General features: G+C 73.8%; 9 protein-coding genes. 3 read left to right on the forward strand and 6 right to left on the reverse strand.

The features are described from left to right. Positions 1–46: 46 nt before the first annotated feature. From WME79_RS34735 to WME79_RS34760, 6 genes are all read right to left on the reverse strand, one after another. Positions 47–1,327, reverse strand: a complete 1,281-nt coding sequence (locus tag WME79_RS34735; protein ID WP_437523688.1) for an aspartate kinase — start codon at positions 1,325–1,327, stop codon at positions 47–49. A 111-nt stretch (positions 1,328–1,438) separates the two neighbouring features. Then, complete coding sequence (locus WME79_RS34740) at positions 1,439–3,982, reverse strand: tetratricopeptide repeat protein (RefSeq protein WP_437523690.1); 2,544 nt, start codon at positions 3,980–3,982, stop codon at positions 1,439–1,441. A gap of 77 nt (positions 3,983–4,059) precedes the next feature. Continuing rightward, on the reverse strand, positions 4,060–4,653 hold the full coding sequence (locus WME79_RS34745) for an MlaC/ttg2D family ABC transporter substrate-binding protein (protein ID WP_437523692.1): 594 nt from the start codon (positions 4,651–4,653) through the stop codon (positions 4,060–4,062). 381 nt (positions 4,654–5,034) lie between these two features. After that, positions 5,035–6,498, reverse strand: a complete 1,464-nt coding sequence (locus WME79_RS34750) for a sensor histidine kinase (RefSeq protein ID WP_437523695.1) — start codon at positions 6,496–6,498, stop codon at positions 5,035–5,037. Continuing rightward, a complete protein-coding gene (locus WME79_RS34755) occupies positions 6,498–7,715 on the reverse strand; it encodes a type II secretion system F family protein (protein ID WP_437523698.1) in 1,218 nt (405 codons plus the stop codon). Before WME79_RS34755 ends, WME79_RS34750 begins: the two co-directional genes overlap by 1 nt. A gap of 641 nt (positions 7,716–8,356) precedes the next feature. Then, positions 8,357–9,232, reverse strand: coding sequence for a protein-L-isoaspartate O-methyltransferase family protein (locus WME79_RS34760; protein WP_437523701.1), 876 nt, complete (start codon positions 9,230–9,232; stop codon positions 8,357–8,359). A 154-nt stretch (positions 9,233–9,386) separates the two neighbouring features. Between WME79_RS34760 and WME79_RS34765 the strand changes: the two genes are divergently transcribed. From WME79_RS34765 to WME79_RS34775, 3 genes are all read left to right on the forward strand, one after another. After that, positions 9,387–10,529 carry a serine hydrolase domain-containing protein gene (locus tag WME79_RS34765; RefSeq protein ID WP_437523704.1) on the forward strand — a complete coding sequence of 381 codons (1,143 nt, stop codon included), beginning with the start codon at positions 9,387–9,389 and terminating at the stop codon, positions 10,527–10,529. Between the two features lie 74 nt (positions 10,530–10,603). Further along, a complete protein-coding gene (locus WME79_RS34770) occupies positions 10,604–12,490 on the forward strand; it encodes an AarF/UbiB family protein (RefSeq protein ID WP_437523707.1) in 1,887 nt (628 codons plus the stop codon). 9 nt (positions 12,491–12,499) lie between these two features. Next, positions 12,500–13,021: a hypothetical protein gene (locus WME79_RS34775; RefSeq protein WP_437523710.1), complete on the forward strand. Its 522-nt coding sequence runs from the start codon at positions 12,500–12,502 to the stop codon at positions 13,019–13,021. The last annotated feature ends 68 nt before the right edge of the window (positions 13,022–13,089 follow it).

Consider the following 13,089-nt stretch of genomic DNA (forward strand, 5'->3'; position numbering starts at 1 on the left):
CGGCTCGCCGCGCTCGCACGTCGCTCCTTGAGCGCTGGCGGCGCGCTCAGCCGCCGACGAACGACGCGTGCAGCAGGCGCTGCGCGGCCGCGACGTCCGCGGCGTCGACGAGGGCGCCGAGGCGCAGGGGGCCCGCGACCGTGAACCGAGGCGCGATGCCGGCGCGATCGAGGACCTCCACGAAGCGCGCGAGCGGCTCCGCCGTCGCGGAGAGCCCGTCGCCGACGACGCTGACCGCCGCGAGCCCCTCGACGAGCTCGAGCGACGGAAGCAGCGCGGCGAGCTTTCGCCTGGCCCCCTGCCACTCGGGCACGTTGAGCAGCGGGATCACGAACGCGCCGCCGCCGTGACCGAAGGAGAGATCCCGGAAGCCCAGCCCCAGCTCGCCCGCAGCGCGGAGGACCTCGTCGAGCCGGAGCCCGCCGTGAGCCCGCGCGAGGACGACGTTGCCCTCGGCGACGATCGCGCGCGCCGCGATCGTCGGAGGCGCCGAGCCCGGCGCGAACCGGCGCACCACCGTCTCCCGCGCGCCGGGGCCGGTATCGAAGGTCGACCGCGCGTACAGGGCCACGCCGGAGCGCCGCGCCCACTCGACCGCCTGCGCGCAGACGACCTTCGCGCCGCACTCGGCCATCTCCTGGAGGACCGCACAGTCGAGCTCGGGCAGGTGACGGGCGTCCGGGACGACCCGCGGGTCGGCCGAGTACACGCCGTCGACGTCGCTGTAGATCTCGCAGCGCTCGGCGCCCAGCGCCGCCGCGAGCGCCACGGCCGTGGTGTCGGAGCCCCCGCGGCCGAGCGTCGTGATCTCGCGGCGGTAGCTCATCCCCTGGTAGCCGGCGACGATCACGATGCGGCCGCGGGCGACCTCGTCCTCGATGCGGAAGGGGCGGACCTCGATGATGCGCGCGTCGAAATGGCGATCGTTCGTGAGGATGCCGGACTGGGAGCCCGTGAACGAGATCGCCTCGAAGCCCCGGGCCTGGATGGCGATCGAGAGGAGCGCCATCGAGACGCGCTCGCCGGTGGAGAGCAGCATGTCGAGCTCGCGCCGGGGAGGATCCGAGGCCGCGCTCGCCGCCTGCCGGGCGAGCGCGAGCAGGCCGTCGGTGGTCTTGCCCATCGCGCTGACCACGACGACGACGTCGTTGCCGGCGCGCTTCGCGGCGACGACGCGCTCGGCGACCTTGCCGATCCTGTCAACGTCGGCGACCGATGAGCCGCCATACTTCTGCACGATGATCGGACGGCCCGCCTTCGCGGGCGAGGCGCCCGGCTCGCACGGCGAGCCCTCCTGCTGGGCGCGGTTCGACGGCTGCTCGGCCATGCTGCACCTCCAAGCGCTGCGCGCGCTGCGCAAGAGCTCGGGCTATCACGGGCCAAGCGCGCGGGCCAAGCGCGCGCCTCCGCCGCGAGGGCGCGGGCCGCAAGCGAGCGCTCAGGCGAGCTCGCTCTGGAGCAGCATCTCGTAGAGCTCCGCCTCCGAGTCGCGCCCCTCGGCCCGCGCCCTCGCGGCGAGCCGCGCGAGCACGATGCGCCGCCGCGGCGCGACCTCCTGGCGGACGGCGTCGTCCCCCTCCTCCATCCGCGCCGAGAGCAGGGCGAGGAGATCGAGATCACGACCGAGCCGATCGAGCGCATCCGCGAGCGCCATCGCCACCCCCTGGTCAGCGGGATCGGCGCGGAGCCGATCGGCCAGCCGATCGGCCAGGAGCTCGTCGTCGACGCCGAACGCGCGGGCCAGCGGCACCTGCCCCTCCGCCAGCGTGACGCTGCTGGGGATGGGCGCCGTGAGGTCGGTCGACGTGTCCGTACCGTCGAGCGTGGGCATCTCGTCGATGATCCCGGGATCGATCGGCGCGGCCTTGGGCGGGGCGGCCGGCGCGCGGGGGCCAGGGGGAGGCTTGATCGGCGCCGGGGCGATCACCACCGGCTCGGGCGGGAGCGTGCGCCGGCGCGGGGCGGCGACGTGGACCTCGATCCGCTGCTCGGCCGCGCGGGGCCGCTGGACCGGGCCAGGCGGCGCCGCCGGGGGAGGCGCGATCGGCGGCGCGATCTCGCCCGAGACGCGGCGGAACGCGGCGGTGATGCCTGGATCGCGCGGCCGGAGGCGCAGCGCGAGGCCTAGCTGCCGCTGCGCCGCGAGGAGATCTCCCCGGGATCGCTCCTCGATCTCGGCGGCCTCGGCGAGCAGGGCCGCGACGACGGCGGCGCCGTCGCCGAACGGTGTTCCCCTCGCGCGAGCGGGGCCCGCGTCGTCCGCGCGGCCCTGGAGGGTGAGCTCCACCGCGTCGCGCAGCCGCCCGAGCGCGACCGACGCTCCCCCGAGATCGCCGAGCCCAGCGCACCAGCGGCCCTCGAGCAGCCGCGCCTCCAGCGCCTCCGGCACGCCGGGCGGGATGCCCCGCACGCGCGCGATCGCCGCCGGGAGATCCCCCGCGATCTCCGCGAGGCCGCGGCCGAGCTCCAGGTCGAGCGCGCACGCGGGCGCGCCGCTGCGCGCGGCGAGGGCGCGCGCCCGGGCGAGGAGGTCGAGCGCGCGCCTCCCCTCCCCGGCCGCGCGCAGCGAGCGCCCGAGGCCCGCGACCACGTCGGGGCTCTCCGGCGCGTAACGGAGCGCCCGCTCGAAGAGCACCCGCGCGTCGGCGACGTCGCCCCGCGCGAGGAACGCCTCCGCGGCCCTGCGAGACACGGCGTGGCGCGCCTCGGCGCCGCGCGCGGACGCCTCGAGGTGCTCGGCGTCCGCGAGCGCGCCGCGCACGTCGGCGACGTCGAGCCGCGCGTCGAGCCGCGCCCACCGCAGCGCCTCGAGCCCGGGCGCGCGCGCAACGCCCAGGTTCAGCGCGTCGAGACGCACGTCGACCGCGTCGGCGAGCCTCGCCGCGCGCAGCCACGCGAGCGCGGCGAGCGGGCCGTAGGGCTCCGCGTGCGCGGCGCGGGCGAGCGCAGAGAACGCGCCGTCGTGATCGCCGACCGCCTCGAGGAGCGCGCCGCCGAGGAGGCCGGCGTCCACGGCGGGCATGGCGTCGACGACGGTCGAGAGCGCCCCCTCGGCGCGCTCGCCGATCACGAGGTCGAGCCAGGCGAGGCGCGAAGAGATCTCGGGGTGCCGCGGCGCGCGCTCCAGCGCGGCGAGGTAGCCGCGCCGCGCCTCGTCGAGCCCGCCCGCGAACGCGAGCTCGTCGGCGGCGCCAGCGAGCTCGGCCGCCTCGAGCGCCCTGAGCGCGCGGTCGCCCAGCGCGGGAGGCGCCCCGCCGAGCGCACCCTCGGCGCAGAAGCGGCCCGCCTCCGCGGTGACCACGGCCCACTGCACCCCCTCCACCGCGGGCGCCCTCGCCCCCGCCGCGGGCAGGAGCAGGCGGACGATCCTCTCGACCGCGGCGTCCAGAACGATCGCGCCCTCGACGAGGCGCCCGTGCGCGCCCGCCATCATCGACAGCGCCTGGAGCGCGAGCGCGTGCGGCGGTGCGGCGAGGCCGATGCCGCGGGCGCGCTCCGGCAGGAGCCTGAGCGCGCGCTCCCCCGGGGCCACGGCGACGTCGAACGCGAGCGCCGTCTCGCCGGATCGCAGCGCGACCAGCGCGCCGTCCTCGATGGGCGCGATGATGAGCTGCGGCGCGCCGTCGCCGAGGAGGCCGCGGAGCCGCGGCGCGGCCCAGCCGGCGAGCTCGGTCCCCTGCGCCTCGACGGAGAGCCGGACGAGCTGGCCACGCCGGTGCCGGAAGCGCGCCACGCCGCCGGAGAGGTCGACGGGGAACCGGATCCCGGCGAGCCGCACCACGAGCTCGGTGACGCGGAGCGGACCGAGCGCGAACGGCTCCCCGAGCTCGATGGCGAGCGCGCCCTTGCTGACGGCGAGCCGGAGGACAGGACGGTCGTCGGGCGGGCGCGGGGCCGCGCCGCCGCCGGGCGCGAGCGCGCGGATCGACGGCGCAAGGCCCAGCGCGCGCGCCGACCGGCCGCGCCTCTGTCCAGCAGCCATACCCGCCAAGGGTATCAACCCGGCGGCATTTCAGGCGAGTTCGCGGCGATCGCGCCGGAGAGGCGCGGCGGGGCGGGTCAGAGCTCGCCCTTGGCGAGCTTGTCCTTCATTTTCTGGATGAGCACCGGGAACCCATCCTTCTTGATGATCTTCGTGAACTGCGCGCGGTAGCCCCCGACCAGGCTGACGCCCTCGGTGACGATGTCCTGCACGAGCCAGGCGCCCCCCTTCTGGGACAGCTTGAAGGCGATCTCGACCGGCTCCTCGCGCGCGTCCTTCTTGGAGACGGCCTTCGTCTTGACCGTCATGACGCCGCCGCTCTCGGTCTCGCTGAGGTACTCGACGTTGAAGTCGAGCGTCTTCTTCAGGTTGCGCTCGTAGGCCTTGCGCACGAGCTGCTTGAGGAGCTCGCTGAACTGCTTCTTCTCGGCGTCGGTCCGCGCGGCCCACTCGCTGCCCAGCGAGCTCTCCGCCAGCGCCGAGTAATCGAGCATCTCGTCGAAGACCGCGCCCACCTTCTTCTGGTTCTCGACGCCCCCCTTCTTCAGGAGGTCGAACAGGGCCGTCTGCTTGGCCTTGACGACGTCGGTCGCCGGCCCGGCGCTGGCGAGGCCCACCGGGCCGAGCGTGAGCGCGAGCAGCGAGAACGTCGCCGCAAAGAGATGGTTCATCCTGCGTGTCACGTATGCTTCTCCTTCTGTGCCTGCGGGCCGCGAGCGCGCCTCGGGGACGCTTCTACTGCTCACCCTGTTCTTCCGCAAACGGCATGGCAAACGGCCTGCCAGGTCGGACCCAGGCCCCGGTGGCCCGGCGACGTCCCATCCCTGCTCTCCATGAACACCGCGAAAAGAGACAGCAATCCGCCTGCACTGGCCCGCTCCCCAGGGGCAGACGACGGCCTCGGCGGCCTATTCACGCGCGGAGGCGGGCTCGGCCGCAATCTGTCGGCTGGGCGTCCGGGAAAAGCGCGTGCGTGACGCAGCGGGGCGTGAACGAAGCGCCACGCGTCCCGTGTGACGATGCAGCGAGCGCGGCGGCGCGGGCTCTCCGCGTCAGCCCGCCGGGCGCGATCGTGGGGCGAGCTCCGGGGAGACGGAGAGGCGCTCTGCGCCGCCTGATCCGGGTGGCCGGTCCAGGACCCTCACCCGGAACGCGGTCCCCTCGCCCTCGCGGCTGTCCACCTCGATCGCGAAGCCGTGATCGTCGAGGATCCGCTTCACCACGGCCAGGCCGATGCCCATGCCGTGCGTGCGGGTCGTGAAGAACGCGTCGAAGAGGCGATCGCGCGCGCCCGCGGGGATGCCTCGCCCCTGGTCGCGGATCTCCAGGAGCCAGGCGCTCGGGTCGCGCCAGAGGCGCACGGTCACGACGGCGCCCGCGGAGCTCGCCTGGATCGCGTTCCGCACGAGGTTCCAGACGACCTGACGCATCTGGGCTGCGTCGGCGGTCACCGGCGCGGACGACGGCCCATCGAAGCGCACCTCGACGTCGCTGCCGCGGCCCGAGCGCCCCGCGAGCACGACGACGTCGCGGGCCGTCGCCGAGAGGTCCACGCCCTCGAGCGCGGGCACCCGCGGGCGCGACAGATCGAGCATGTCGCCCACGAGGTCGTTCAGGCGCGCTGTCTCGCGCTCGATGATCTCGCAGAGCTTGCGGTCCTCGTCGGAGAGCGTCCCGCCCGTGCGGAGGAGCTCGATGGATCCCGCGATCGAGCCGAGCGGGTTCCTGATCTCGTGGGCCAGCCCCGCGGCGAGGCGGCCCAGCGCCGCGAGCCGCTCGGCCTGCTCCGCCCGCGCGGTGGCCTGCACGAGCCGGCCGCCCGTCGCGCGCAGCCGCTCCGCCAGGTAGCTCGCGAGCAGCGTGACCACCACGATCGCGAGCAGGTTGACGAACATGGGGTACCGCAGCTCGCCCCACTGCGTCGCGTACGCCCCGGCGGGCTGATCCGGCGGCACCCCGAGCAGGTGCAGCCCGAGCGCCGCGCACAGGACGAGGTACGCCGCCGCCCCCGACGCCGCGGCGACGATGGCGCCGGGCAACCCGAGGAGGATCGCCCCCGTGAGGCAGGTGAGGCCGTAGAGCGACGTCGCGCCGCTCGAGGCCCCGCCGGTGATGTACACGAGCGCGGTCCAGGTGATCTGATCGGTCACGAGCTGCGCCCGCGCGATCGCCCGGAGGGCGCGGTTCATGCGCAGGAACACGGCGTAGATGCCGGAGACGCCGTACGCAGCGGCGACCGTGACCAGCGCGACGATGCTGGAGAAGCTCCCGGGGGTGAAGCCGCCGAGGTACACCGCCGCGGTCACGACGAGGAAGACGGTGAGCACCGCGAGGCGCAGCGCGATGAGCCAGGTGAGCCGGCTCGCGAGCGGCGCCTCGGCGCTGCCGGGAGCGCCGGACGGGAGCAGCATCGCTGGCGTCGAGACACGGGCGTCGCGCGACGGCGCGGCCTCGGCGTGATCTCGCGGCGCCCCGGCCTCGCCGCCCGGGCTCGCCGGGGAGGCCGCGGGCGACATCACTCCGCCTTGATCTTGCCGGCGAGATCGAAGATCGGCAGGTACATCGAGATGAGCACGATGCCCACCATGCCGCCGACGACGACCATGAGGAGCGGCTCGATCAGCGACGTCAGCGCGGCGACGGCGACGTCGACCTCCTCTTCATAGAAGTCGGCGATCTTGTTGAGCATCGTGTCGAGGGCGCCGGTCTGCTCGCCGACCGCGACCATCTGCACGACCATGCCAGGGAAGACCTGCATCTCGCCGAGCGGCTCGGCCATGTTCTTCCCTTCAGAGATCTTCTGGCGGGAGTACATGAGGCCCTCCTCCACGACGACGTTGCCGGCCGTCTTCGCGACGATGTCGAGCGCGTCGAGGATCGGTACGCCGGAGCCGAGCAGCGTGCCGAGCGTGCGCGAGAACCGCGCGACGGCGATCTTCTGCATGACCGGGCCGAGGATGGGGAGCCTGAGGATGAGGCGGTGCACCATCCGCTTGCCGGACGGCGAGCGATAGAAGTAGGTCGCGCCGAAGGCCGCGGCCCCGGCCAGGACCGCGATGAGCGGGAGGTAGGTGACGAACGTCTTCGAGACCGCGATGACGATCTTCGTGAGCTGCGGGAGCGCGTCCTTCGCGCCGAACTCCGCGAACATCGTCTCGAAGGACGGGATGACGAACGACATCAGCACGACCATGACGACGATCATGATCACGATGACGGCGATCGGGTACGCGAGCGCGCCGCGCACCTGGCGCGCGAGCTTCACGCGCTTCTCGATGTAAATCGCGAGCCGGTTCAGGATGCTGTCGAGGATGCCGCCCACCTCACCGGCCTGGACGAGGTTGACGAACAGGTCGTCGAAGATCTTCGGGTGGCGCCGGAGCGCGTCGCTGAACGTGGCGCCCTGCTCGACCGTGTTCTTGATGTCCTTCAGCGCGGCCTGGAAGATCTTGTTCGGCTCCTGGTTCGACAGGATCTCGAGGCACTGGACCAGGGGGAGGCCCGCGTCGATCATCGTCGCGAACTGGCGGATGAACTTGACGAGGTCCTTCGGCTCGACGCCCGAGCCGAAGGTCAGGTTGAAGCTGAGCTGCGCCCCCTTCTTCTTGACCCGGGTGGGGTTGAGCTGCTGAGCGCGGAGGCGGTTCTGCACCGCCGCCTCGTTCTCGGCCTCCATGGTGCCCTTCCGGATCTCTCCGGTGCGGCCGCGCGCCTCCCAAACGAACTCCGCCATAGTGCTCCCGGTCTTCTCCCTGGTCCACGACGGGCAGAGCCGACGCGCCGGGGCGGCCCCGCCTCGGGGAGGCCAGGATAAAGTTCCAGGCGGTCCAGGGTCAAAGACGGTGGGGCGTTCTCTGATCCGGCAGGTGGGGCGGTGGGGGGCGGTGCGACGGAAATGGGAAGGAAGGGAGGGCGGGAGGGAGAGGGCGCCGCGCCGAGAGCACGCGCCGGCGGGGGTCTCCGCGCGGCGGGGGCGGGCGCTCGGCCATCCGCCAAGACGGGGACCGAAGCGCTTGCGCTGAGAACACCGCCCGGCATGTCTCCCTTCGGGCCATGCCACCTGGAACGTTTCGTCGCGCGCCACACAAGGCGCGCCTGAGACGCCGCGCCCCCTGACACCGGATGGCACCTCGGTCGGTGCTCGCCGCGCCCACCCGCCCCCGCCGCGCGGAGACCCCCGCCGGCGCTCACGTCGTCCCCAGCCCGACAGCTCCCACCCGATCCAGAGGCCCCACATGGCACAGGTTCATCGGACGAAACGGGGCGCCGGCACGGGGATCGTGCGATGGCTCCCGTTGTCCAGAGGACGGGACGTCCGGTCCGGATGGGTCAACACCGGGCGGCGAAGGCGTCGGCTCGTGGCGGCTGCGAGAGCTAGCTGTGCCCGCGCTCCGCCACGTAGCGGACCGCGCCGTGCACCTCGCGGAGGAGCGCGCCCTGCCGGCGCTCGACGCGCACGAGCTCCTGGTGGCCCTCCCACGCGCCGACCGGCGCTACCAGGACGCCCCCGTCGCTCAGCTGCGCCTCGAGCGCCGCGGGAGACTCGGTCAGCGCATAGGTCACCGCGACCTTCCAGGGCCGCTCTGACGGCGACGTACGCTCGCCCGCGAGCACACGTTCGGCGAGCGAGCGCCCGTCGCCGCACAGCAGCGTGACGCCCGCGCCCTCGTCGGACGGGCCGGCGGCGCTGGCCGCGAGCGCCTCGTCGCCCTCCTGGCGATCCGGCCGCGCGCCGAGCAGCCGAACCGCGCGCGCGTGCAGCACGGGGTCGATCTCGATCGAGGCGACGTGCCCGGTCGGGCCGACGATGCGCCGCGCGAGCGCCGCCCCGTAGCCGGTGCCCGTGCCGAGCTCGAGCAGGCGATCGCCCGGCCCGAGATCGAGCAGGCTGTACGTGAGCAGGTACGCGTGCGGCGCGCTCACGGTCGCGTGCCCCGCGCGGTCGAGCGGCAGCGGCGTGTCGTCCGCTGACGCGGCGAGATCCTCCGGCAGGACGAAGCGCTCGCGCGGCACGAGCAGGATCGCGTCCAGGTAGTGGGCGAGGAACTCGAAGCGGCGCGCGAGCTCGGCCACGAGCGGCGCCCGCGCGACGCGCCCGGCCTCGGCGAGCTCGACGTCGCACGCGATGGCGGCGTCGAGCCGCTCGGGGACGGGCTCCCAGCGATCGGGCCGGCGATCGTCGTACCTCGCCGCGAGCGCGGCGAGCGGCGCAACGGCGGCGCGTATTTCGGTGCCCGCGGGAGAAGCCACGGGGAGATCCTGAAGCAGGACCGCCCGTGCGGCTCGATCTTTCGGGGAGCGCGTCGCGATTGTCCATGCGTCGTCCGGCTCATCCGCCGGAGCTCATCCGGCCGGCCGCCAGAGCTCGTTTGACACGGGCGCCCTGCCCTCCTCATCCTCGGCCATGACCCCCGTCGATCTCACGCCGATCGCAGCGCTCGCGATCGAAACGCACCGCGCCGCGCCGTGCGCGTGCGTCGCCGCAGCCGTGCGCACGCGAGACAACGTCCGGTACGGAGCGGGCGCCGCAGGGCGCTTGTGGCTGGAAGACAGCCCGCCGGCCGGCGCCCGCGACGCGACGCCGGCCGCGGCGACGGGCGACGTGATCTTCGATCTGGCGTCGGTGACGAAGCCGTTCACCGCGCTCGCGTTCGCCCGGCTCGCCCGCGCCGGCAAGGTGAGCTTCGACGAGCCGCTCGGGCAGGTGCTGCCGGAGCTCGCCGGCACGCGATCGGCGCGCGTGCCGCTCGAGCTCCTCGCCGCCCACCGCGCCGGGCTCGAGGCGCACCGCCCGCTCCATTCGCCCGGCGACGACGCGCCGATCGATCCCCTCGGCGCGCTGCTCGACTGCGCGAACGGGCGCCGCGCGCAGTGCGAGGGCGATCCGCCCGCCGGCGGGTTCCCGCCAGTGTACAGCGACCTCGGGTACCTGCTGCTCGGCGCCGCGGTCGCGCGGCGCGGCGAGGCCGAGCTCGACGAGGTCGTCGCGCGGGAAGTGACGGGCCCGCTCGGGCTCGCGGTCGCGCCGGTCCGAGCGCTCCGGCGGCGCGATCCGCGCTTCAACGAGCGCGTCGTGCCGACCGAGGACGTCGCGTTTCGCGGGGGCGTGATCCGCGGCGCGGTGCACGACGACAACGCCTGGACGATCGCGCGCGACGGGATGGCCGGGCACGCGGGCCTCTTCGGCGACGCCATGTCCGTGGCGCGGCTCGGGGTCGCGCTGCTCGAGGCGCTCGCGGGCGAGCGCCCGGAGTGGCTCTCGCGCGACGAGGTAGAGCGGCTGATCGCGCCACGCCCAGGCGGGTCGCTGCGCGCCGGGTTCGACGGCAGGAGCGGCGAGAAGCCGAGCTCCGGCGCGCGCTTCGGGCCGCAGACCTTCGGCCACCTCGGCTTCACGGGGACGAGCCTCTGGATCGATCCGGAAGCGGAGCTCGTCGGCGTGCTGCTCACGAACCGCGTCCACCCGACGCGCGCCTCCGACGCGATCCGTCGCGCGCGGCCCGCTGTCTATGACGCGATCGTGGAGGCCATGGCGCAGGCGCGATGACGCGAGGGCGGATGGCGCGCCGCATCGCTCCCGCGTTTTCGCGGGCCGGCGCGGAGCGATGCTAGGCTGCCGCGGTGTCACACGGCGCCGTCCCCGAAGAGCTGGGCCCGTCCTCCGGGCTGGTTCGCTCGCCCGCAGAGCCGCCGCGCGCGCCCGGCGAGCCCCGCCCCGGCGCGGTCCAGCGCGAGCACGAGGGCGCGCACGATGCGCCGAGGCCTCCCGTCGGCGCGGGAGGCGCCCCGCCGCCCGGGTCCGCCAGGGCGCCGCGGCGCGCGCAGACCCCCGCCGCGAAGCCCAGCTCGCTTCGCCAGAACGCCGCGCAGAGCGGCCGCTTCATCCGCGCGTACCTGACGACGTTCACCGTCCTCGCGAGCTACCTCTGGTTCTTCTTCCTGCGCCGCCTCTTCGGCGAGACGTGGGCGAACAACCGCGTGGACGAGGTCCACGCGAGGAACGCCCGCCGCATCGAGCGCACGATCGTCGAGCTCCAGGGCCTCTTCATCAAGGTCGGCCAGATGCTCAGCATCATGGCGAACTTCCTCCCCGCGACGCTGCGCGCGGGGCTCGAGGGGCTGCAGGACCAGGTGCCGCCGCGCCCCTACGAGGAGATCGAGGCGCGCATCGCCGAGGAGCTCGGGCGCCCCATCGGCGAGGTCTTCGCTCGCTTCCACAAGGAGCCGCTCGCGAGCGCGTCGCTCGGCCAGGTGCACGAGGCGTGGCTCATGGACGGCACGCGCGTGGCCGTGAAGGTGCAGCACCGCGACATCGACGAGATCGTCCGCCTCGACCTGCTCACCATTCGCCGCATCATGGCGATCGTCGCGCAGTTCGTCCCCGTGCAGGGGCTCGACGCGTACTACCACCAGATCCGCTCGATGATCCTGGAGGAGCTCGACTTCGTGCGCGAGGCCAGGAACATCGTGCGCATCGCCGACAACTTCGCGAAGCAGCCGCAGGTCCGGTTCCCTCGGCCCATCGAGGCCTACTGCACGCGCCGGGTGATGACGACGACGTTCGTCGAGGGCATCAAGGTGGGCGACGTCGCGGCGCTCGACGCGCACGGCGTCGATCGCAAGGCGCTCGCCCGGCAGATCGTGCAGGTCTTCTGCCAGCAGATCTTCATCGACGGCATCTACCACGCAGATCCGCACCCGGGGAACATGCTGGTCGGGCCGGGCGGGGAGCTCATCCTGCTCGACTTCGGCGCGGTCGCCGAGCTCTCCCAGGAGATGCGCGAGGGCATCCCCGAGTTCCTCGAGGCCGTGATCCGCCGCGACACGGAGGGCATCATCAAGGCGCTGCGCAAGATGCGCTTCTTCTCGCGGCGGGACGCCGTCGACGTCAGCGAGAAGGTCGTCGAGTTCTTCCACCAGCGCTTCCAGGACGAGGTGAAGCTCGAGTCGTTCAACCTGAAGGACATCAAGCTCGACCCGCAGAAGGGCATCGAGAGCCTGATCGACCTCCGGCGCATGAACATCGGGCTGAAGGAGCTCTCCGGCGCGTTCCACGTGCCGCGCGACTTCGTGCTGCTCGAGCGCACCCTCCTCCTCTTGACCGGCGTCTGCACGCAGCTCGATCCCGACCTGAACCCGATGGACGTCGTGCGCCCCTACCTGCAGGACTTCGTCCTCGGCAGCCGCGACTGGGCCCAGATCGCCCTCGAGGCGGCGAAGGACATGGGGATCAAGGCGCTGACGATCCCGGACGACCTGCGCAAGTACCTCACGCGCGCCAACCGCGGCGAGGCCGAGGTGAAGATCCGCGGCCTCGCCCAGGCGGCGTCGCTCGTCTATACGGGGGTGCGCCAGCTCATCTACGCGGCGCTCGCGATCGCCGCGGGCTTCGCGGGGCTCCAGCTGTACCTGGCTGGCCAGGCGGCGCTCGCGCGCTATTGCCTCTACGGCGCCGCTGCGGCCGGGGCGCTGCTCGCAGGGAGCCTCCTGTTCACGAACCGAGGGTGACGACACGCCATGAGCTCGATCGATCTTTCCCAGTATGAGGCCGACGTCGCGGCCGCCGAGGCCGAGGTGACGCGGATCAGGGAGGAGAACGCGGAGCTCGCCGAGGAGTACCGCGGCGTTCCAGCGGAGGACGCGCGCGAGATCCTCCGCCGCGGCGCGGCGTCGCTCGCCGCCGCGCGCGACCGCTGCGAGGCGGCGCGCGTCGCGCTGAAGCTCGCGCAGACGACCGGCTCGCCGCACGGGCTGCTCGCGAAGGGCGGGGTCGTCGTGGGCTCGGTGGCCGTCGCCATCCCCGCCGGCTCGTCGAGCGGCGAGCGGGCCCGCCTCGTCGAGGAGGCGCTCTCGGTCGAGCTCACCGGCGCCGCGCGCGAGCTCGGCGTGGTGCTCGCCGCGCCCGCCGAGCGCTACACGCGGGAGCGCCCCGGGCGCGACGCGGACGGGCGCACCATCCTGGATGTCTCCGGCCACGTGGAGGGCGACCTGCTGATGCCCGCCGTCTCCAAGGAGGCCAAGAACGCGCGCAGGGGCTGAGCACCGCGCGCGCGAGCAGAGCGCCGCGCACGAGCAGAGCGCCGCGCACGAGCAGAGCGCCGCGCGCG

This window comes from Sorangium sp. So ce726, assembly GCF_051521405.1.
GTDB lineage: Bacteria > Myxococcota_A > Polyangia > Polyangiales > Polyangiaceae > Sorangium.